At 70.1% G+C, this 20086-nt stretch carries 18 protein-coding genes and 5 tRNA genes; 13 read left to right on the top strand and 10 right to left on the bottom strand.

Annotated elements, in window-relative coordinates:
- Positions 1–34 precede the first annotated feature (34 nt).
- A complete protein-coding gene (locus ACFZDK_RS32500) occupies positions 35–232 on the top strand; it encodes an acyl-CoA carboxylase subunit epsilon (RefSeq protein WP_089098553.1) in 198 nt (65 codons plus the stop codon).
- A gap of 148 nt (positions 233–380) precedes the next feature.
- Here ACFZDK_RS32500 and ACFZDK_RS32495 read toward each other — a convergent pair whose 3' ends face one another.
- From ACFZDK_RS32495 to ACFZDK_RS32460, 8 genes are all read right to left on the bottom strand, one after another.
- Positions 381–962, bottom strand: a complete 582-nt coding sequence (locus ACFZDK_RS32495; protein ID WP_123973912.1) for an ATP/GTP-binding protein — start codon at positions 960–962, stop codon at positions 381–383.
- Positions 943–1512 carry a DUF742 domain-containing protein gene (locus ACFZDK_RS32490; RefSeq protein WP_390977473.1) on the bottom strand — a complete coding sequence of 190 codons (570 nt, stop codon included), beginning with the start codon at positions 1510–1512 and terminating at the stop codon, positions 943–945. The genes ACFZDK_RS32495 and ACFZDK_RS32490 overlap by 20 nt, the downstream gene beginning before the upstream one ends.
- 94 nt (positions 1513–1606) lie before the next feature.
- Positions 1607–2020 (bottom strand): roadblock/LC7 domain-containing protein, encoded by a 414-nt coding sequence (locus ACFZDK_RS32485; RefSeq protein ID WP_093825739.1) that lies wholly within the window; start codon positions 2018–2020, stop codon positions 1607–1609.
- A 10-nt stretch (positions 2021–2030) separates the two neighbouring features.
- Positions 2031–5309 (bottom strand): nitrate- and nitrite sensing domain-containing protein, encoded by a 3279-nt coding sequence (locus ACFZDK_RS32480; RefSeq protein ID WP_390977472.1) that lies wholly within the window; start codon positions 5307–5309, stop codon positions 2031–2033.
- A 387-nt stretch (positions 5310–5696) separates the two neighbouring features.
- Complete coding sequence (locus ACFZDK_RS32475) at positions 5697–6272, bottom strand: ATP/GTP-binding protein (RefSeq protein WP_046729249.1); 576 nt, start codon at positions 6270–6272, stop codon at positions 5697–5699.
- Positions 6253–6651, bottom strand: coding sequence for a DUF742 domain-containing protein (locus ACFZDK_RS32470; RefSeq protein WP_019058642.1), 399 nt, complete (start codon positions 6649–6651; stop codon positions 6253–6255). Before ACFZDK_RS32470 ends, ACFZDK_RS32475 begins: the two co-directional genes overlap by 20 nt.
- Before the next feature lie 110 nt (positions 6652–6761).
- Entirely contained in the window at positions 6762–7175 is a 414-nt protein-coding gene (locus ACFZDK_RS32465) for a roadblock/LC7 domain-containing protein (protein ID WP_023546525.1), read from the bottom strand.
- Between the two features lie 9 nt (positions 7176–7184).
- A complete protein-coding gene (locus tag ACFZDK_RS32460; protein ID WP_390977470.1) occupies positions 7185–11087 on the bottom strand; it encodes a nitrate- and nitrite sensing domain-containing protein in 3903 nt (1300 codons plus the stop codon).
- A gap of 570 nt (positions 11088–11657) precedes the next feature.
- Here ACFZDK_RS32460 and ACFZDK_RS32455 point away from each other — a divergent pair.
- The 9 genes from ACFZDK_RS32455 to ACFZDK_RS32415 all read left to right on the top strand — a co-directional run bounded on the left by ACFZDK_RS32455 (position 11658) and on the right by ACFZDK_RS32415 (position 15581).
- Positions 11658–11846: a hypothetical protein gene (locus tag ACFZDK_RS32455; RefSeq protein ID WP_217547523.1), complete on the top strand. Its 189-nt coding sequence runs from the start codon at positions 11658–11660 to the stop codon at positions 11844–11846.
- A 123-nt stretch (positions 11847–11969) separates the two neighbouring features.
- Positions 11970–12755, top strand: a complete 786-nt coding sequence (locus tag ACFZDK_RS32450; protein WP_390977469.1) for a fumarylacetoacetate hydrolase family protein — start codon at positions 11970–11972, stop codon at positions 12753–12755.
- A complete protein-coding gene (gltX, locus tag ACFZDK_RS32445; protein WP_390977468.1) occupies positions 12739–14223 on the top strand; it encodes a glutamate--tRNA ligase in 1485 nt (494 codons plus the stop codon). Before ACFZDK_RS32450 ends, gltX begins: the two co-directional genes overlap by 17 nt.
- 80 nt (positions 14224–14303) lie before the next feature.
- Positions 14304–15035: an HAD-IA family hydrolase gene (locus ACFZDK_RS32440; RefSeq protein WP_390977467.1), complete on the top strand. Its 732-nt coding sequence runs from the start codon at positions 14304–14306 to the stop codon at positions 15033–15035.
- 91 nt (positions 15036–15126) lie between these two features.
- Positions 15127–15198: transfer RNA gene (locus tag ACFZDK_RS32435), tRNA-Gln, on the top strand.
- 21 nt (positions 15199–15219) lie between these two features.
- Positions 15220–15292: transfer RNA gene (locus ACFZDK_RS32430), tRNA-Glu, on the top strand.
- A gap of 22 nt (positions 15293–15314) precedes the next feature.
- Positions 15315–15387 (top strand) — tRNA-Glu (locus ACFZDK_RS32425).
- Between the two features lie 21 nt (positions 15388–15408).
- Positions 15409–15480, top strand: a tRNA-Gln gene (locus ACFZDK_RS32420).
- A 28-nt stretch (positions 15481–15508) separates the two neighbouring features.
- Positions 15509–15581, top strand: a tRNA-Glu gene (locus tag ACFZDK_RS32415).
- A 54-nt stretch (positions 15582–15635) separates the two neighbouring features.
- Here ACFZDK_RS32415 and ACFZDK_RS32410 read toward each other — a convergent pair.
- Positions 15636–16280 carry a MerR family transcriptional regulator gene (locus tag ACFZDK_RS32410; protein ID WP_390977466.1) on the bottom strand — a complete coding sequence of 215 codons (645 nt, stop codon included), beginning with the start codon at positions 16278–16280 and terminating at the stop codon, positions 15636–15638.
- 90 nt (positions 16281–16370) lie between these two features.
- On the opposite strand from ACFZDK_RS32410, the gene ACFZDK_RS32405 reads away from it, so the two are divergent.
- Positions 16371–16871: a monooxygenase family protein gene (locus ACFZDK_RS32405; RefSeq protein ID WP_390977465.1), complete on the top strand. Its 501-nt coding sequence runs from the start codon at positions 16371–16373 to the stop codon at positions 16869–16871.
- 212 nt (positions 16872–17083) lie between these two features.
- Here the strand turns inward: ACFZDK_RS32405 and ndgR are convergent, their stop codons facing one another.
- Positions 17084–17800: an IclR family transcriptional regulator NdgR gene (gene ndgR / locus ACFZDK_RS32400; RefSeq protein ID WP_089098541.1), complete on the bottom strand. Its 717-nt coding sequence runs from the start codon at positions 17798–17800 to the stop codon at positions 17084–17086.
- Between the two features lie 205 nt (positions 17801–18005).
- On the opposite strand from ndgR, the gene leuC reads away from it, so the two are divergent.
- Together leuC and leuD are read left to right on the top strand one after the other, a co-directional pair.
- Positions 18006–19430: a 3-isopropylmalate dehydratase large subunit gene (gene leuC, locus ACFZDK_RS32395; RefSeq protein WP_385678089.1), complete on the top strand. Its 1425-nt coding sequence runs from the start codon at positions 18006–18008 to the stop codon at positions 19428–19430.
- 6 nt (positions 19431–19436) lie between these two features.
- Positions 19437–20030, top strand: coding sequence for a 3-isopropylmalate dehydratase small subunit (leuD, locus tag ACFZDK_RS32390; RefSeq protein ID WP_390977464.1), 594 nt, complete (start codon positions 19437–19439; stop codon positions 20028–20030).
- The last annotated feature ends 56 nt before the right edge of the window (positions 20031–20086 follow it).

Raw genomic sequence — 20086 nt, 5'->3', positions numbered from 1 at the left:
CCTGCGGAAACCTCTCTCACGGAGACTGACACCCATGAACGTGCCTGACATCCGCGTCGAGAAGGGCAACGCCGACCCGGAGGAAGTCGCCGCCATCACGGCGGTCCTCCTGGCCCGCGCGGCCGCCCGGCCGACCGCCGACACCGAGCAGACCCACCGAGGCCGCGCCAAGGCCGGCTGGCGCCGCCTGGAGCGCGAGAACGGCTTCCGCGCCCCGCACAGCTGGCACTGAGCCCTTCACGCACGTGACCACGGCCCCGCTCCTCCTTCCGGGAGAGCGGGGCCGTGGTGTGTCCGGAGAGGTCCCTGGGCGGCACCGGGTACAGGTACGACAGAGGGGCCCCTCCCGGACGGGAGGGGCCCCTCTGGGGAGATCGTCGCTAGCGCAGGCGCGCCATGAGCGCGTGTTCCACCAGGGTGATCAGGGCCGACTTGGCGTCCGCGCGGTGGCGGGCGTCGGTCGTGATGATCGGGGTGTCCGGGCCGATCTGGAGCGCCTCGCGGACCTCTTCGGGGTTGTACGGCTGGCTGCCGTCGAAGCCGTTGAGGGCGACGACGAACGGCAGGCCGCTGTTCTCGAAGTAGTCGACCGCGGGGAAGCAGTCGGCGAGGCGGCGGGTGTCGACCAGGACGATCGCGCCGATGGCGCCGCGTACCAGGTCGTCCCACATGAACCAGAACCGGTCCTGGCCGGGCGTGCCGAACAGGTACAGGATCAGGTCCTGGTCCAGGGTGATACGGCCGAAGTCCATGGCGACCGTGGTGGTCGTCTTGTCCCCGGTGTGGGTGAGGTCGTCGATGCCGGCAGACGCGGACGTCATCACGGCCTCTGTGCGCAGCGGGTTGATCTCCGAGACGGCGCCGACGAACGTGGTCTTGCCCACGCCGAAGCCGCCCGCCACCACGATCTTCGCTGAGGTGGTGGAGCGGGAAGGACCGCCGCTAGAGCTTGCGAAGTCCACTGAGCACCCTTTCGAGCAGTGTCACGTCTGGCTGGCCGCCGGCGTTCTCGTCGCCGCCGGGCTGATGGATGGCGACCAGGCCCGCCTCCGCCAAGTCGGCGACGAGGATCCTGGCCACGCCGAGAGGGATCGACAGCAGGGCCGAGACTTCGGCCACCGACTTGATCTCCCGGCAGAGGTTGCAGATCCGCTGATGCTCGGGCAGTTGGCCCTGCATCTGGTGCGGCTGCGCGGTGGTGTGCACCAGCGCCTCGATGGCGAGCTGGTACCGCGGGCGGGTCCGGCCACCGGTCATGGCGTACGGACGCACCAGGGGGTTGTTCGACCCCGAGGCCGGCGCCGGCTCGGGACGGCGCTGCGGCTGTACCGGCTGGATGCGCGGCGCCGGCGGCTGGTCGTACGGCGAGGGACCAGGGCCCTGCGGTGCGTACGGCTGCCGGTGGCTCGGCGCGGAGGGGAAGTTGTACCGGTTCGCGGAACCGTCGCCCTGGCCCTGGGCAGGACCGTACGACCAGTTGCCGTTATTCGAACCGCCTGGGGGTGTTGCCACTCTCTCCTCCTCCGACCGTGCCGGGCACCCATCCTTGTGGAGCCGCGTCCCGAAACCTTACGGCCCCGGGACGCCAAAACGCACCGCCTGACTGTTAGTTGAGCAGGCTTCCTTGGAGTTCCTGACGCAGATCCGGGGTAAGAACTGTGCCCGCGCGGTCCACCAAAAGGGCCATCTCGTACCCAATCAGGCCGATGTCGGCCTCCGGGTGGGCGAGGACCGCCAGCGAGGAACCATCAGAAACGGACATGATGAAGAGGAATCCCCGCTCCATCTCCACAACCGTCTGGTTCACGCTGCCACCCTCGAAGATCCGGGAGGCGCCTGCCGTCAGAGACGTCAGACCGGAGGCGACGGCCGCGAGCTGGTCGGCACGGTCGCGGGGGAAGCCTTCGGACATCGCCAGAAGGAGTCCGTCGGCGGAGACCACCACCGTGTGGGACACCCCCGGGGTGTTGTCCACGAAGTTGGTGATCAACCAGTTCAGGTTCTGTGCCGCCTGGCTCATCGGGCTCACACTAACGCTCCTGGTTGTAGGTGCTGTCAGGACCGAAGCCCTGGCCGTTCGTTTCACTGCCTGCGTTGCGCCCGCGCTCGACGCCGCGACGCAGGTTGCTCAGCCTGCCCCGGATGTCCTCCGGGGCGCGGGAGACCTGTGGGCCTCCCTGAGGGGTGCTCTCGGCGGCTCCCTCGACCAGGTTGGCCTTGGGCACCCGCCTCGGCAGGCCGGAGGAGGTGACCCCGCCCGCCTTGGGCTTCCGCAGCTGCGAGGCCTGCTGCCAGCGCTCGTCGTTCTGGGAACGCCAGCTGCTGTCGCCGCCCGTGGCCGGAGCCGGTGCCGCCGGAGCCTGCTGTGCGGCCGGTGCCGGTGCCTGCTGTGCGGGACCCGCGCCGTTCGCGTGGCCCGTGCCGCCGCCGGTGGAGCCCCGGCGGGGCAGCCCGGCATCGGTCAGCTGGTGGCCTGCGGAAGGGGCCGCTCCGGGACGGTCGAAGCCTACGCGGTTCCGCTCGTCCACGTCACCGGCCTGCGTCGACTCCGCTTCCGGAGCGTACTGGGCCGGGTAACCGTTCTGGTAACCGTTCTGCTGCGGCCAGTCGTCCTGGTAGGACTGCTGCTCGCCGAAGGCCGGGAAGGACTCGGAGGCGGCGGAGTGCGCGGCCGCGGGCTCCTCCTGGACCGGCTCCGGATAGGCGGGCTCGGGGTAGCCGCCGCCGGTGGCGAAGGCGTCCGGCGAGAACGGGTCGTTCTGCGGCAGGCCGCCGTTCGGCGCGTAGTACTGCTCGTCGTACGCGCCCTGTGACTGCTCCTGGTACGCCGACGGGGACTCGAAGTCCGCGGGCTGCTCCCGGAAGGCCGTAGCGGCGCTGTCGTAGCCCTGCGGGCCCCTGTCGAACTCGTCGACGTACGCCGGGATCTCAGCGGTCTCCTGGGGGCTCTGCGGGGCCTCTGCGGCCTGCGAGGGCCCCGCCTGGGCCTCCAGGGCCGCACGGCGCTCCTCGCGCATCAGGGAGCGGCCGACGGGGTCCAGGTCGCGGATGTCGTCCGGGACCTCCACGTAGCGGCTGTCGTCGAAGCCGAGTTCGGCCGCCGTACGCATCGGCTGGACCTGCGGCTGCTGGAAGCTCTCACCCTGGAACTGCCGCTCCGGGATGATCTGCGAGACGGTGAACTCCTCGCGCTCCATGGGCTGTTCGCCGCCACCGCCGTGCGTGATCGCGTCCGGCAGCATGACCAGCGAGGTGGTGCCGGCCTGCTCGCCCGAGGGGCGCAGCTGGACCCGGATGCCGTGCCGGTCGGACAGCCGGCCGACCACGAAGAGACCCATGCGCTGGGAGATCGCGGCGTCCACGGTCGGCGGGTTGGCCAGCTTGTGGTTGATGTCCGCGAAGTCCTCGGCGGTGAGGCCGATGCCCTTGTCGTGGATCTCGATCATGATGCGGCCGTCGGGGAGACGGGTCGCGGTGACGCGGACCTTGGTCTGCGGGGAGGAGAACGTCGTCGCGTTCTCCAGGAGCTCGGCCAGCAGGTGCACGAGGTCGGTGACCGCGCGGCCGTGGATCTCGGCCTCCGGGACGCCGGACAGCTCGACGCGCTCGTACTGCTCCACCTCGGAGGAGGCGGCGCGCAGCACGTCGACCAGCGGGACCGGCTGGTCCCAGCGGCGGCCCGGCTCCTCGCCGGCGAGGACCAGGAGGTTCTCGCCGTTGCGGCGCATACGGGTCGCGAGGTGGTCCAGGCGGAAGAGGTTCTCCAGCTGGTCCGGGTCGGCCTCGTTGTTCTCCAGGTCGGTGATCAGGGTCAGCTGGCCCTCGATCAGCGACTGGTTGCGGCGCGACAGGTTGGTGAAGATCGCGTTGATGTTGCCCCGCAGCAGGGCCTGCTCGGCGGCGAGCCGGACGGCCTCGCGGTGGACCTGGTCGAAGGCGCGGGCGACTTCGCCGATCTCGTCGGTCGAGGTGATCGGGATCGGCGCCACCCGGGTGTCGACCCGGCCGGGGTCGGTGCGGGAGAGCTGGTCGACCAGCATCGGCAGGCGCTGCTCGGCGATGCCGAAGGCGGCGTTGCGCAGCTGGCGCATCGAGCGGGACATCTGGCGGGCCACCATGCCGGCCAGGATGAACGCGGCGAGCAGCGCGACCACGACCGCGGCACCGGTGATGAACGCGGAGGTCTTGGCGTCGTCGGCGATACCGGAGGCCTCGCTCACCGCCTTGTCGGCCATGTCCGACTCGATGGTGCGGTAGGCCTGGTACTTGAGGGTGTTGACCGCCCACCAGTTCTCGGCGGTGATGCCCTTGGTGGCCAGCGCCTGCCGGGTGGACGGGTCGGTGTCCTGCAGCGTCGCGAGCGCCGAGACCATCGCGGTCGAGTTGGACGGCGGGGCCACGTAGTTCGGGTCCTTGGCCTTGGCCTGCTGGACCATGGCCGCGCCGTCGCTCTTGATCTTCTTCTGGAGATCGGTCAGCTTCTGCGCGTCCGCCTCGGTACCACCGCCGATGTACTCCTCGACGGCGATGCCTTCGAGGTAGGCGTACGAGGAGAGGGCGACGCGCTGCGAGGCCAGGTTGCCGGCGTCCGGGCCGGGCTTGATCAGCAGGTGCATGCCGATCGAGCGCTCCAGCGACAGCGCCGCCTTGGTGAGCGAGATGGCGTAGACGGTACGGCCGTAGGACGTGATGTTTCCGGTGCCCAGGCCGAGCTCGTTGGCGAACTCCATCAGGGGGTGCGCGATCTGCGTGTACCCCTCTTCGGTCTGCACACCGGTGAGCTTGGTGGTGTACGCGGCCGCACGCAGGTTCGTGAGCTTGGGCTCCGCCTCGCGGAACAGCTTCAGACGGCGTTCCAGACCGGCCTTCTGCGGCATGTTCTGCGCCGCCGCGTCGAAGGCGTCGGCGGCCTTGTCGGTCGTCGCGCGTGCATCGGTGACCGTGGCCTTGTCCTTGTTCAGGAGCAGCGGCGCCGCGGTGACGTCACGTTCGTTGTAGAGGGCGTCGCCGTAGCTGAGGGCGGCGCGGACCAGACGCGCGGTGTTCTCCGCGTCCTGGGCCTCCTGCCAGGTGTCGATGGAGCTCTTCACCTGGAAGCCGCCCATCACCAGGCCGACGACCACGGGTATGAGCAGAATCGCGTTCAGCCTGGTCGGCACGCGCCAGTTCCGCGGGGAGAATCGGCCGCCGCTCTTCGCGGGCGCGGCCGGTGGTTCCGCGGCTGGCACAGGGGTGGGCGCCGCAGCTCGCGGCGGCGGGGTGAAGTTGCCCCGTGCCGACGGCTCGGGACCGTTCTTGCTTCGCCTCACTCGACCAACAACCTCTCGGCGGCGGGCACCTGTCGTCGTGCCGCAGTCTCTCAGAGCCCGGTGTGTCACAGACCACTACTCAGTACGTCTTTGACTATTGGGCAGTTCAGGCATTCCAGCACGGGGGCCTGCGCACTTCCAAACACCGGAAACCGGCGTAGTGCGCGGATGTAAGCCCCAGATAAAACGGTCATAAAGAGCGAGCCCCGCCAAAAGGCGGGGCCGTTGTGAGCGCAGCGGTACCGCGCGACCGCGACGCGTGGCGATACCACTGGATTCCTCTGCCGAAACGTTATGAACACCGGAGCCGACCGTGTCAAAGGCCACAGTCGGCTCCGGTTTCCTTACGGCAACTGCCGTATGCGACGACGGACTTGCCTACGCCTACTACCGCAGTCGTGCCATGAGCGCGTGCTCCACCAGGGTGATCAGCGCGCTCTTCGCGTCCGCGCGGTGCCGGGCGTCCGTCGTGATGATGGGCGCGTCCGGGCCGATCTGCAGTGCCTCGCGTACCTCTTCCGGGGTGTAGGGCTGGTGCCCGTCGAAGCCGTTGAGGGCGATGACGAACGGCAGGCCGCTGTTCTCGAAGTAGTCGACCGCGGGGAAGCAGTCGGCGAGGCGGCGGGTGTCGACCAGGACGACGGCACCGATGGCGCCGCGTACCAGGTCGTCCCACATGAACCAGAACCGGTCCTGGCCGGGCGTGCCGAACAGGTACAGGATCAGGTCCTGGTCCAGGGTGATACGGCCGAAGTCCATGGCCACCGTGGTGGTGGTCTTGTCCCCGGTGTGGGTCAGGTCGTCGATGCCCGCCGAGGCGGACGTCATCACGGCCTCCGTGCGCAGCGGGTTGATCTCGGAGACCGCTCCCACGAACGTGGTCTTGCCGACGCCGAAGCCGCCCGCCACCACGATCTTCGCGGAGGTGGTGGCCCGGCCTCCGTCAGAGCTTGCGAAGTCCACTGAGCACCCTTTCGAGCAGCGTCACGTCCGGTGCGCCGCCGTTGTTCTCGTCGCCGCCCGGCTGGTGGATGGCCACCAGGCCGGCCTCGGCGAGGTCGGCCACCAGGATCCGGGCCACACCGAGCGGCATGGCGAGCAGGGCCGAGACCTCGGCCACCGACTTCACCTCACGGCACAGGTGGCAGATGCGCTGGTGCTCCGGGAGCAGCCCCATGAGTGCTGCCGGGTCGGCCGTGGTGCTGATCAGCGCCTCGATGGCGAGCTGGTAGCGCGGCCGGGTCCGGCCGCCGGTCATCGCGTAAGGACGTACCAGCGGCTGGTCGCCCTCGTCCCCGTACGGCTCCGCGTACGGATCATGAGAGGCGGTGGGCGGGGTCATCGTTCCTCCGGGCGGGACAGCAAGTCGGTCAGTCGTGCCGTCGGACGTGGCCGGTGGGGGGATTGTGGCGGCCGGACGGTGATTTGGTGAGGTGGGTTGGATCCGGGCGGTCAGTGGAGCAGACTGCCTTGCAGTTCGGCGCGCAGATCGGGCGTGAGCACCGCGCCCGCGCGGTCGACCAGCAGTGCCATCTCGTAGCCGACGAGGCCGATGTCGCACTCCGGGTGGGCCAGTACGGCGAGGGACGAGCCGTCGGAGACGGACATCAGGAAGAGAAAACCGCGTTCCATCTCGACGACCGTCTGCGCCACGGTGCCGCCCTCGAAGATCCGGGAGGCCCCGGCCGTCAGCGAGGTGAGCCCGGACGCGACGGCCGCCAGCTGGTCGGCACGGTCGCGGGGGAAGCCTTCGGACATCGCCAGAAGGAGACCGTCGGCGGACACGACGACGGTGTGGGACACCCCCGGGGTGTTGTCCACGAAGTTGGTGATCAACCAGTTGAGGTTCTGTGCCGCCTGGCTCATCGGACTCAACTAACGCTCCTGCTGGTGAGTGGGGTTCGGGAAGCTGCCGGTCTGCTGGCCGGGTGCGGCCTGCCTACCCTGCGCGATACCCCGACGGAGATTGGTCAGCCGGCCGCGGACGTCATCAGGCGCACGCGAGACCTGCGGACCGGTGTGGTGCTGTTGCTGCTGCGCCGTGCCCGGCACGAGGTTCGCCCGGGGCACCCGGCGAGGCAGACCGGAGGTGGTGACACCGCCCGCCGCCGGCTGCCGTACACGCTCCGCCTGCCGGACGAGGTCGTCGTTCGGAGAGGTGCGCCAGGCTGCCTGGGCGGGACGCTGGGGGGCCGCGGCCGCGGGGGCCGGCGACTGGGAGGGCAGCGGCGGAATCGACGCCGGGCCGTTGCCGTTGGCGCTGCCGTTGCTCTGGGGCCGCTGCTGCTGCTCCTGCTGACCGCCGTGGAACCAGTTGGTCTCCAGCGTGTCGTACAGCGGGGTACGGCCGTCACCGGGACCGCTGGCCGGCGGCAGCGCCTCGGGCTCCTGGCGGACCGGCGGGACCGGCGGACGCTGGGCGGCGCCGAAGTCGGCACCGCGTCCGTTGGTCTGCGGGCGCTCGAACTGACCCGTGGTGTGCTGGCCGTTGCCGTTCTGGCCGTTGTTCCCGTAGCCGTTCTGGCGGCCGGGCAGGGAGTGCTGCCCGGTGGAGCCACCGTCGAAGGACGGTGTGGCGAACTGGCCGGTGGAGCCGATGTCGTAGGCCTGCGGGGCGGCGTACTGCCCGGTGTCCTGGGCACCCGCCTGCGGGCCGCCCGATCCGCCGAAGACGTCGGAGCGGACGAACTGGCCGGAGTCCTGCTGGCCGTTGACGTTCGGGCGGGGGAACGACCCCGTGTCCTGCGGGCCGTTCGCGCCGGGCCGCGGGTACGAGCCGGTGCTCTGCGGGCCGGTCGTGCCCGGTCGCGGGTACGAGCCGGTGTTCTGCGAGCCGTTCGGCGCGTTGAAGTCCGGGCGGGGGAACTCGCCGGTCGACGAAGCCTGCGGGATCGCCGGCATCTGCGAGGTGGCGCCGAGATCCTGCCGGTCGTCGATGCGGGGCATCTGCGCGGTGTGGCTCGGGTCCTCGTCGTGGCCGCGCGGGGTGTCCAGCGAGGCACGGGAGAGCGGCGGCTGGGCGTTGTCGTCGCTCCAGCTGGGCCGGCCCTGCGGCGGGTTGCCGCCGGGCAGTTCGGCCCGCGGGCCACCGCGCGGCGGGAGCTGGGGCTGACGGCCCTGGTCCGAGGAGTTCGCGGAGCGCTGCGGCGGGACCGGGCCGCGGCTGCCGAAGGCGTCCTGCGGGTTGCCGAACGCGTCCTGGCCGCCGAAGGCACCGCCACCGGACCGGCCGCCCTGCTGCGGGGCCTGCGGTCCACGCGGCCCGCCGCCCTGGGCGCCGCCGGGACGGCCGCCGTTCTGGCCCGCGCCGGGCAGCGCGGCCCGGGGACCCTGGCCCGCGCCGACCTGGCCGCGCGGGCCGGCACCGGCACCGAGCAGTCCGCCGCCGGAGGGCCCGCCGGAACCGAGGGCACCGCCGCGCCCGCCGGCCGTGCCGGCACCGCCGAGGGCCGGGGCGGGGGCACCCGCGCCGAGCGATCCGCCGGCACCGCCCTGGCCGCCTCCGCGACGGGCGGCGGCCGCACCGGCCGCGGCCTGCGCGGCGGCGGGACCACCGGCGGCCGCCGGGGCGCCGGGCTTGCCGGGAGCGGGCTTCTTGCCGCCCTGGGCGACGTCGACCGGGAGCATGACCAGCGCGGTCGTACCACCGGAGTCGGACGGGCGCAGCTGGATGCGGATGCCGTGCCGCTGCGAGAGACGACCGACCACGAAGAGGCCCATGCGGCGGGAGACCGAGACGTCCACGGTGGGCGGCGAGGCGAGCCGCTCGTTGATCGCCGCGAGGTCCTCGGGGGAGAGGCCGATACCGGTGTCGTGGATCTCGATCAGCACCCGGCCGTCGGGCAGGGCGTGACCGGTGACCTTGACCTTGGTCTGCGGCGAGGAGAACGAGGTCGCGTTCTCGAGCAGCTCGGCGAGCAGGTGCACGAGGTCGTTGACCACGCGGCCGGCCACTTCGGTGGTCGGCACGGCGGCCAGTTCGATGCGCTCGTACTGCTCCACCTCGGACGCGGCGGCGCGGAGCACGTCGACCAGCGGGACCGGGCGGGTCCAGCGACGGCCGGGCTCTTCACCGGCGAGGACCAGGAGGTTCTCACCGTTACGGCGCATACGCGTCGCGAGGTGGTCGAGCTTGAAGAGGGAGGACAGCTGGTCCGGGTCGGCCTCGCGGGACTCCAGTTCGGAGATGAGCGAGAGCTGACGCTGGATGAGGCCCTGGGAGCGGCGCGAGAGGTTGGTGAACATCGCGTTGACGTTGCCCCGCAGGAGGGCCTGCTCGGCGGCGAGGCGGACCGCCTCGCGGTGCACGTCGTCGAAGGCCGCGGCCACCTGGCCGATCTCGTCCCGGGAGTGCACACCGACCGACTCCACGGACGTGTCGACGTCCTGCGGGTCGGACTCGGAGAGCTGCTTGACCAGCTCGGGCAGCCGGTCCTGGGCGACCTTGGTGGCGGTCTCCTGGAGGCGGCGCAGCGAGCGGATCATGGAGCGGGCCACGATGAAGGCGCCGACCAGCGACACACCGAGGACGAGCAGGATCAGCGCACCGGAGATGATCGCTTCCCGCTCGGAGGAGGAGCGCAGCTCGCGGGCCTTCTGCTCCATGTCCTCGAGCAGGGTGTGCTCGATCTTCTGCATCTGGTCGATCTTGGTCGAGCTGTCGTCCACCCAGTCGCGGTACGACCGCTTGGAGAGCTCGTTCAGACCGTTCTGGGCGCCGAGCGCACGCTTGGCGTAGGTGTCCGCGGCCTCGATCGTCGGGTTGTTCCCGTCGATCGGGCTGAGCAGGTCGGCCGCGTTGCCGGCGTAGATCTTCCGGAAGATCGTCAGCTCGGAGGTCTCGCTCTCCTGGGCGGACTCGCCGTACAGGCGGTCGTTCTCGGAGAGGTCGCCGGCGCTCGTGCCGTTGGCGGGCAGGGCCGCGGCGATGACGGCGCGCTGCACGGACGCGTACTCCTTGGCGGTGGAGAACGCCGCCAGGGCGCGGGTGCGCTGGATCATCTCCGGGTTGCTGGAGGCCTGCGCCATGTCCTGCGAGAGGTCGATCAGCTGGGTGATCAGCCGGTGGTAGGCCTCGACCGTCTGGGTCGAGTTCTCCTTCTGCTGATAGGCGTCCTTGCGGATCTTCGCCAGGTCGTCCAGCTGGCCGGCCAGACCGACGAGGCTGTCGCGGACGCCCTGGAGCTGACCGTTCTTGCTCGCGGTGTCGATTTCCTCGGAGGCGTTGAGGAAGTTCTCGCGGGCCTGGTCGGTGGCCTCCTCGAGGCCCTTGACCGTGACGTCGTTGGTCGACGCGCCGTGCGCCAGCAGACCGGCGGACTTGTCACGCTCGTTCTGGAGCTCCTGGGCCAGCTCGGTGGCCTGCGTGGTCATGTCCGTCAGCAGCTTCATGTTGTCGAGCTGCTGGATGTCGTCGAGCGACGTGTTGATGCGCACCGCGCCGAGCGTCGTCGCCGCCACCACGGGGAGCGCGAGCAGCGACACCAGGCGCGTGGAGATGCGCCAGTTGCGCAGGGCCATCCGCGAGCCGGGGTTCGACGGGCCCTTCGGGGGCTTGACCGTGGGCGTCGGTGTCGCGGCCGGCTGGGGGCCCGTGGACCCCGAAGACGCCGACACGGCGGGGCGCCCGGAGCGCTCACCGCCGTCACCACCACCGCCGGCCGGGGCCGTGCCCGGCCCCAGGTTCTGGGCGTGCTGGGGGGAGGAACCGCGGTCGGTCCCGCCGTGCGCCTCCGGCTCCGCCGGAGCGCTGCCATCCCTCTTGAATCGTCCCTGCACTAGCGTCGCAACCTCTGGACCAGGCGCCCCTCCGCTGAACGGAGGGACACGGTGTCGGCGTTGTACGGGGAGCGCCCTGAATGCGCCCCCTGTTGGTCGTGAGTGTGACCGGCGCTGGCTCCCCCTGTCTCGCCGCCACTCGGCGCTGCGTTGCGCCCCCTGCGCGCCGGCTCGATCCTGCGGCGGTTCCGTGGAATTCCAGCACAGTGCCGGATCTCCAACAAGGGCCGTGGGCCGAGCTGTGACCTCCGTGACAGCGTGTGAGTGACACGTTACGAGATGTCGAAGCCGAGCACGTACATACCGGACGTATCCCTGCCAGTCGCGGGCATGCGAGGCGTGTCCCAGTCGCCATGATCAGGAGCGGAATGACAGCTTCAGTTCGCCAATGTCCGTTTCGTTGCGCTGACTTGTCGGCCTGGAATGACCGGTTTGCCCTCAGCTTCGTGAGCAAACTCACACGCAGATCACAGCCGCTCGGCGCCTTCCGTCGGGAATTCGATGTTTAGCCTGGCGCTTTACAAGAGGGAAGTCTCTGCCAACCCACACACGACGGGGTCTCGTACAACCGTGAAGACGACGATGATGTTCCGCAACATAGCCAACCCCCGGCGCACCACCCTCGCCCACCTCAAGGACGCCGAGGAACTGCAGACCCCCGAACTGCCCGAGCACTCCCTCGACCTCCCCGCCCAGACCGCCAACCCCCGGCGCACGATCCTCATGGAGATCCCGGCCGGGACCTCGGTCGCGGAGTAGTACGAGGTACGGCCGCCGTTCACTCACCCACCCGGTCACCGGGTTATTCCACGGCGGCCACCCCTCACCACGTTAGCCTGGAGCGTCAGACTCCAGCCGGTTCAGTGAGGGGCGCAGGATCCCGTGCGCATCGCCAGATTCTCCATCGACGGGAACGTCGCCTTCGGCGCGGTCGAGGGCGACAAGCAGGACGAACTCGTCCTCGACATCATCAAGGGCATTCCGTTCACGGACTTCGAGCTCTCCGGGACCAAGGTCCCGCTGAGCAAGGTCCGTCTCCTCCCGCCGGTGCTCCCCAGCAAGGTCGTCGCCTACGGCCGCAACTACGCGGAGCACGCGAAGGAGCTGGGCAACGAGGTCCCGGACGCCCCCTTCGCCTTCTTCAAGCCGTCCACCTCGGTGACCGGCCCCGGCGACGAGATCCAGTACCCGTCCTTCTCCCAGGACCTCCACCACGAGGCCGAACTGGCCGTGGTCATCGGCCGGCTGTGCCGAGAGGTCCCGCGCGAGCGCGTGGCGGACGTCATCTTCGGCTACACCTGCGCCAACGACGTCACCGCCCGCGACGTCCAGAAGCGCGAGAAGCAGTGGGCCCGCGCCAAGGGCTTCGACACCGCCTGCCCGCTCGGCCCCTGGGTGGAGACGGACCTGGACCTCGCCACCGCGTCCGACCTGACGATCCAGCTCACGGTCAACGGCGAACAGCGCCAGCTCGGCCGTACGAGCGAGATGATCCACTCCATCGAGGACCTGATCGTCCACATCACCGAGGCCATGACGCTGCTCCCCGGCGACGTGATCCTCACCGGCACCCCGGCAGGGGTCGGCCCCCTGAACGTCGGCGACGAGGTCGCCGTCACCATCGAAGGCATCGGCACTCTCACCAACAAGGTTGTCAAGCGTGGCTAGCGCACCCGTCCGCGTACGTTTCTGCCCCTCGCCCACCGGTAACCCCCACGTGGGCCTGGTCCGCACCGCCCTGTTCAACTGGGCGTTCGCCCGGCACCACCAGGGCACTCTGGTCTTCCGCATCGAGGACACCGACGCGGCCCGCGACTCCGAGGAGTCGTACAACCAGCTGCTCGACGCGATGCGCTGGCTCGGCTTCGACTGGGACGAGGGCCCGGAGGTCGGCGGCCCGCACGCGCCGTACCGCCAGTCGCAGCGCATGGACATCTACGCCGACGTCGCCGCCAAGCTCCTCGACGCCGGTCACGCCTACCACTGCTACTGCTCCCAGGAGGAGCTGGACACCCGCCGCGAGGCCGCCCGCGCCGCCGGCAGGCCGTCCGGCTACGACGGTCACTGCCGCGACCTCACCGAGGAGCAGGTGGCGGAGTACAAGGCCCAGGGCCGTGCGCCCATCGTCCGCTTCCGGATGCCCGACGAGACGATCACCTTCACGGACCTGGTCCGCGGCGAATTGACCTTCACCGCGGAGAACGTCCCGGACTACGGCATCGTCCGCGCGAACGGCGCCCCGCTCTACACGCTGGTCAACCCGGTCGACGACGCCCTGATGGAGATCACCCACGTCCTGCGCGGCGAGGACCTGCTCTCCTCCACCCCCCGCCAGATCGCCCTCTACAAGGCGCTGACCGAGCTGGGCATCGCCAAGCAGACCCCGGCCTTCGGCCACCTCCCCTACGTCATGGGCGAGGGCAACAAGAAGCTGTCCAAGCGCGACCCGGAGTCGTCCCTCAACCTCTACCGCGAGCGCGGCTTCCTCCCCGAGGGCCTGCTCAACTACCTCTCCCTGCTGGGCTGGTCGCTCTCCGCCGACCAGGACATCTTCTCGATCGGCGAGATGGTCGCGGCCTTCGACATCGCCGACGTCCAGCCCAACCCGGCCCGCTTCGACCTGAAGAAGTGCGAGGCGATCAACGCCGACCACATCCGCATGCTGGACGTGAAGGACTTCACGGAGCGCTGCGTCCCCTGGCTGAAAGCCCCCTTCGCGCCCTGGGCGCCGGAGGACTTCGACGAGGCGAAGTGGCAGGCGATCGCCCCGCACGCGCAGACCCGCCTGAAGGTCCTCTCGGAGATCACCGACAACGTCGACTTCCTGTTCCTCGCCGAGCCGGCCGAGGACGAGGCGTCCTGGACCAAGGCGATGAAGGAGGGCAGCGACGCTCTCCTGGCCACGGCCCGCGAGAAGCTGGAGTCCGCCGACTGGACCTCCCCGGAGTCCCTGAAGGAGGCCGTCCTGGCCGCCGGTGAGGCTCACGGCCTCAAGCTCGGCAAGGCCCAGGCCCCGGTCCGGGTGGCCGTCACCGGCCGCACCGTCGGCCTGCCGCTCTTCGAGTCCCTGGAGGTCCTGGGCAAGGAGAAGACGCTGGCGAGGATCGACGCGGCCCTGGCGAAGCTGGCCGCGTAACGCACGCGCGCGGGGGAGGGGCGGCTCCGGTTCATGCCGGTGCCGCCCCTTCGTCGTACCCACCCGGTACCGTCGGCGGTATGACGATCAGGGCCGTGGTCTGGGACGTGGACGACACTCTCTTCGACTACACCAGCGCCGACCGCGAGGGCATGCGGGCGCATCTGGTGGCGGAGGGGCTGCTGTCGGCGTACGGGAGCGCGGAGGCGGCGCTGGTGCGGTGGCGGGAGATCACCGACCGGCAGTGGGCCCGGTTCTCGGCGGGCGAGACGAGCTTCGAGGGGCAGCGGCGGGACCGGGTGCGGGTCTTCCTGGACGCGGAGCTGGGCGACTCCGAGGCCGAGGCCTGGTTCGGCCGCTACCTGACGCACTACGAGGCCGTCTGGTCCCTCTTCCCGGACGTCCTGCCCGCCCTCGACGCGCTCGCGGCCAGCCACCGGCACGCCGTGCTCTCCAACTCCAGCATCCACGTCCAGGACCGCAAACTGCGCACCCTCGGGGTGCACGACCGCTTCGAGGCCGTCCTCTGCGCCGCCGAACTGGGCGTCTCCAAGCCCGCGGCCGGCGCCTTCCTCGCGGCCTGCGAGGCGCTGGAACTCGCCCCGCACGAGGTCGCGTACGTCGGCGACCATCCGGAGATCGACGGGCGCGGTGCCGCCGACGCCGGGCTGCTGTCGGTGTGGATCGACCGCCATGGGCCGGTGACCGGCGCCGACGCACCCACGGGGCCGCACCGGATCGCCTCGCTCGCCGAACTGCCCGCGATCCTCCGCGCGGATACCCGTTTTGGAGCCCCGTCCACCTTCAGGTAATGTTCTTCCTGCGCCGCCGGGGAGCGGGCCGAAAGGCCGGAACCGGAGGAGCAAAACTAGAACAAGATCCCTTCAGGGGCTTGCGTTCCAGTGGCCTATGGTGTAATTGGCAGCACGACTGATTCTGGTTCAGTTAGTCTTGGTTCGAGTCCAGGTAGGCCAGCTCGCAGAGCTCATCTGCAAAGCCCCCGTTGTGTAGCGGCCTAGCACGCTGCCCTCTCAAGGCAGTAGCGCCGGTTCGAATCCGGTCGGGGGTACGGTGATCGCCAGATCGCTAGGGCCCCCGTTGTGTAGCGGCCTAGCACGCCGCCCTCTCAAGGCGGTAGCGCCGGTTCGAATCCGGTCGGGGGTACGAACTGGTCTAAACCATCATTGGTCTATGGTGTAATTGGCAGCACGACTGATTCTGGTTCAGTTAGTCTTGGTTCGAGTCCAGGTAGACCAGCTCGGATCTGCGGAAACGTAAGATCCACGCCCCCGTTGTGTAGCGGCCTAGCACGCCGCCCTCTCAAGGCGGTAGCGCCGGTTCGAATCCGGTCGGGGGTACTTCCAGAGGGCCCTTCGCTTCGGCGGAGGGCCTTGTCTGTGGCCTACGGCGCCCTACTCGAAGCCGTACCGCCGCGCCGTCTCCTCCTCCTGCGCCAGCCGGTGCAGCGCCTGGAGCATCGGCTCCACCAGCACCGCGCTGGCCACCGCGGCCTCCACTCGTTCCTCCTCCGTCGGATGCGTCTCCAGGAAGTCCAGATCGGCGATCGCCGCCTGGTGCATCAACTTCGCGCGCGATACGAGGAGTTCGGCGTCCCAGTCGTAGCCGAGCCGACGGAACGCGGCCACCGCCACCACCAGCTGGCGATAGGCGGGGGAGATGGTCGTGAGCTGCTTGGCGTTCTCCCAGCCGAGGGTGTCCAGCAGCGCCGCCACCTCCCGGTGCGCGGCCTGCACGCACTCGTCGTCCTCGTCCGGCTCCGGCACCTGCGGCAGCGCCCACAGGGCCGCGCCCACCCGGATCGTGCGGCCCAGCGAGTCGTCGTCGACATGGCCCAGCACCTCGCGGACCGTCGCGACGGGAATCCGGCCCACCTGGATCATCGCCCGCACCAGGCGCAGCCGGCGCAGATGCCCCTCGTCGTACTCCGCGGTCGTGGCGTTGACCTGGCGGCCCGGCGGCAACAGCCCTTCGCGCAGGTAGTACTTGATCGTCGCGGCGGACACCCCGCTGCGCTCGCTCAACCGGGCAAGCCGCATGTCTTGCAGGCCTCCTTGGTGAGTGCCACTATCCAAGCATCCAACAGAAGGATAGTGCTGCTATCCGACCGATCCGGGGGTGGTGTCGTCATGTTCGCCAAACCGATTCCGGGGCGTACCACCGCGGCGCGCGAGGGCGACGCGGTGGTCCTGCTGATCGGCATGCGCATCAACCACTTCTGGGCGGTCCACCAGTGGTTCCCGGTGATGCTGTCGATGTTCCGCATGCTGGCCGAGCTGGCACGGGACCCCGGCCGGGGGCTGCTGGGACGCATCCTGCTGACGGCCTCGCCGCGCACGTACTACGTCGTCCAGTACTGGGAGTCGAAGGAGAAGCTGTACGCGTACGCGAGCGAGGTGGGCCTGCTCCACCACAAGGTGTGGGGCGCCGTGAACCGCAAGGAGAAGGCGGGGAAGCTGCGCGGGCACGTGGGTCTCTGGCACGAGACGTACATCGCACCCGAGGGCGCCTACGAGTCCATCTACTTCGACATGCCGGAGTTCGGCCTGGGCGCGGCGAGCGGGGTGGTCCCGGTCGAGAAGCGAGGGCGCTACGCGAAGGACCGGTTCGCTCACCGAAGCGCCCCGTAGGGGCGCGGGCGCTGACGGCCGGTGGGGGCAGGTTCTGCGCCGTGGGGGCTTCGGTCGCTGATCGGGCGCGGGCAGTGCGTGGCTGGTCGCGCAGTTCCTCCCCCAGCCTTCGGCCGGGGGTACCCCCAGCGCCCCTGGGTATCTCCGCTCCCGTCGGGAAGAAGCCTGCCGCGGCGTTGAGGCCGGCCTCTCCTTGACGGGAGCTCTGTTTGTCAGCCTGTGCGGCGCAGGGCCTCGGAGAGGCGGGCTGCCGCGTCGATGACGGCCTGGGCGTGCATGCGGCCGGGGTGGCGGGTCAGGCGCTCGATCGGGCCGGAGACGGAGACGGCGGCGACCACGCGGTTGGAAGGGCCGCGTACCGGCGCCGACACCGACGCGACGCCCGGCTCGCGTTCGCCGATGGACTGGGCCCAGCCGCGGCGGCGGACGCCGGACAGGGCCGTCGCCGTGAAGCGGGCACCCTGGAGGCCGCGGTGGAGACGCTCCGGCTCCTCCCAGGCCATCAGGATCTGCGCCGAGGAACCGGCCTTCATCGTGAGCGTGGAGCCGACCGGCACCGTGTCCCGAAGGCCGGACAGGCGTTCCGCCGCGGCCACGCAGATCCGCATGTCGCCCTGCCGGCGATAGAGCTGCGCGCTCTCGCCGGTGATGTCCCGCAGGTGCGTGAGCACCGGGCCCGCCGTCGCGAGCAGGCGGTCCTCGCCGGCCGCCGCGGCCAGTTCCGCGAGTCGGGGGCCGAGAATGAAACGGCCCTGCATGTCGCGTGCCACCATGCGGTGGTGTTCCAGAGCCACGGCCAGCCGGTGGGCCGTGGGTCGTGCCAGTCCGGTGGCCCCGACCAGACCCGCGAGGGTGGCCGGACCGGACTCCAGGGCGCTCAGGACAAGGGCCGCCTTGTCCAGAACGCCGACGCCGCTACTGTTGTCCATGCAACGATACTCGCGTCTCACTCTGTGAAACGCAAGTTCAATTTTCCGTGGAACGCGCCACCCTGGAATCACACAGTGGCCCGCGGACCAACGGGCCCGGCGGCGGACGCCCGGAACCACGACTTCAGGGGCCCGGAACACGGGCAGCCGCTTCCTCAAGATCTCTAGTTGGGCCGGTGCACGTCTGCCGGCCGGAGGGAAAGCGATGGGTAGGACACTCGCGGAGAAGGTCTGGGACGACCATGTCGTCCGGCGCGCCGAGGGCGAGCCCGACCTCCTCTTCATCGATCTGCACCTGCTGCACGAGGTGACCAGCCCGCAGGCCTTCGACGGGCTGCGCCAGAACGGCCGCCCGGTGCGCCGTCTCGACCTCACCATCGCGACCGAGGACCACAACACCCCGACCCTCGACATCGACAAGCCCATCGCGGACCCGGTCTCCCGGGCCCAGCTGGAGACGCTGCGCAAGAACTGCGCCGAGTTCGGGGTGCGTCTGCACCCGCTGGGCGACGTCGAGCAGGGCGTCGTGCACGTCGTCGGCCCGCAGCTGGGTCTGACGCAGCCCGGTACGACCGTCGTCTGCGGCGACTCCCACACCTCCACGCACGGTGCCTTCGGCGCCCTCGCGTTCGGTATCGGCACCTCCCAGGTGGAGCACGTGCTGGCCACCCAGACGCTGCCGCTGGCCCGCCCGAAGACCATGGCCATCACGGTCGACGGCGAGCTGCCCGACGGCGTCACCGCCAAGGACCTGATCCTGGCGATCATCGCCAAGATCGGTACCGGCGGCGGCCAGGGCTACATCCTGGAGTACCGCGGCTCCGCCATCGAGAAGCTCTCGATGGAGGCCCGGATGACCATCTGCAACATGTCGATCGAGGCCGGCGCCCGCGCGGGCATGATCGCCCCCGACGAGACCACCTTCGCGTACATCAAGGGCCGTGCCCACGCCCCCGAGGGCGAGGACTGGGACGCCGCCGTCGCGTACTGGAAGACCCTGAAGACGGACGAGGACGCCGTCTTCGACGCCGAGGTCCACATCGACGCCGCCGCCCTCTCCCCGTTCGTCACCTGGGGCACCAACCCGGGCCAGGGCGCACCGCTTTCGGCGGACGTCCCCGACCCGGCTTCGTACGAAGACGCTTCGGAGCGCCTCGCCGCCGAAAAGGCCCTGGAGTACATGGGGTTGGAGGCCGGCCAGCCGCTGCGCTCCATCAACGTGGACACCGTCTTCGTAGGTTCCTGCACCAACGGCCGCATCGAGGACCTGCGCGCCGCCGCCGAGATCCTCAAGGACCGCAAAGTCGCCGACGGCGTACGGATGCTGGTCGTCCCCGGCTCCGCCCGGGTCGGTCTGCAGGCCGTCTCCGAGGGCCTGGACGTCGTCTTCAAGGACGCCGGCGCCGAATGGCGGCACGCGGGCTGCTCGATGTGTCTCGGCATGAACCCCGACCAGCTGGCCCCGGGCGAGCGCTCCGCGTCCACCTCCAACCGCAACTTCGAGGGCCGGCAGGGCAAGGGCGGGCGTACCCACCTGGTGTCGCCGCAGGTCGCGGCCGCCACGGCCGTCCTGGGCCACCTGGCCTCCCCGGCCGACCTGTCCGACGCCCGTACGCCCGCTGGAGTCTGATCAGCCATGGAAGCATTCACCACGCACACCGGCCGGGCCGTCCCGCTGCGCCGTTCCAACGTCGACACCGACCAGATCATCCCTGCTCACTGGCTCAAGAAGGTGACCAGGGACGGCTTCGAGGACGGTCTGTTCGAGGCCTGGCGCAAGGACGAGAACTTCATCCTCAACCGCCCCGAGCGGCAGGGCGCGACCGTCCTGGTCGCCGGCCCCGACTTCGGCACCGGCTCCTCCCGTGAGCACGCCGTCTGGGCGCTGCAGAACTACGGCTTCAAGACCGTGATCTCCTCCCGCTTCGCCGACATCTTCCGGGGCAACTCGCTGAAGAACGGCCTGCTCACGGTGGTCCTGGACCAGAAGGTCGTGGAGGCGCTGCAGGAGCTCTCCGAGAACGACCCCGAGGCCGAGATCACGGTCGACCTGGAAGCCCGCGAGGTGCGCGCCGAGGGCATCACCGCCTCCTTCGAGCTGGACGAGAACTCCCGCTGGCGGCTGCTGAACGGCCTGGACGACATCTCCATCACCCTCCAGAGCGAGGCCGACATCGCCACGTACGAGGCCAAGCGGCCGTCGTACAAGCCGCGGACGCTCCAGGTCTGACCCGGCCCGCCCCCAGGGGTGCCGCCACAACTGAACACGGCTGTTTTCAGCCACCG

This window comes from Streptomyces sp. NPDC007901 (genome assembly GCF_042959465.1).
Lineage (GTDB): Bacteria > Actinomycetota > Actinomycetes > Streptomycetales > Streptomycetaceae > Streptomyces.
Note: the sequence above shows the minus strand (reverse complement) of the source record. Positions and strands in the feature narration are given on the sequence as shown.

What these genes read in the sequence shown, in the direction of transcription:
- ACFZDK_RS32465 (WP_023546525.1), bottom strand. Translation starts at nt 7,175, where the DNA reads ATGAGCCAGGCGGCACAGAACCTCAACTGGTTGATCACCAACTTCGTG.
- ndgR (WP_089098541.1), bottom strand. Translation starts at nt 17,800, where the DNA reads ATGGACAACAGTAGCGGCGTCGGCGTTCTGGACAAGGCGGCCCTTGTC.
- ACFZDK_RS32470 (WP_019058642.1), bottom strand. Translation starts at nt 6,651, where the DNA reads ATGACCCCGCCCACCGCCTCTCATGATCCGTACGCGGAGCCGTACGGG.
- ACFZDK_RS32485 (WP_093825739.1), bottom strand. Translation starts at nt 2,020, where the DNA reads ATGAGCCAGGCGGCACAGAACCTGAACTGGTTGATCACCAACTTCGTG.
- ACFZDK_RS32405 (WP_390977465.1), top strand. Translation starts at nt 16,371, where the DNA reads ATGTTCGCCAAACCGATTCCGGGGCGTACCACCGCGGCGCGCGAGGGC.
- leuD (WP_390977464.1), top strand. Translation starts at nt 19,437, where the DNA reads ATGGAAGCATTCACCACGCACACCGGCCGGGCCGTCCCGCTGCGCCGT.
- ACFZDK_RS32500 (WP_089098553.1), top strand. Translation starts at nt 35, where the DNA reads ATGAACGTGCCTGACATCCGCGTCGAGAAGGGCAACGCCGACCCGGAG.
- ACFZDK_RS32440 (WP_390977467.1), top strand. Translation starts at nt 14,304, where the DNA reads ATGACGATCAGGGCCGTGGTCTGGGACGTGGACGACACTCTCTTCGAC.
- ACFZDK_RS32410 (WP_390977466.1), bottom strand. Translation starts at nt 16,280, where the DNA reads ATGCGGCTTGCCCGGTTGAGCGAGCGCAGCGGGGTGTCCGCCGCGACG.
- leuC (WP_385678089.1), top strand. Translation starts at nt 18,006, where the DNA reads ATGGGTAGGACACTCGCGGAGAAGGTCTGGGACGACCATGTCGTCCGG.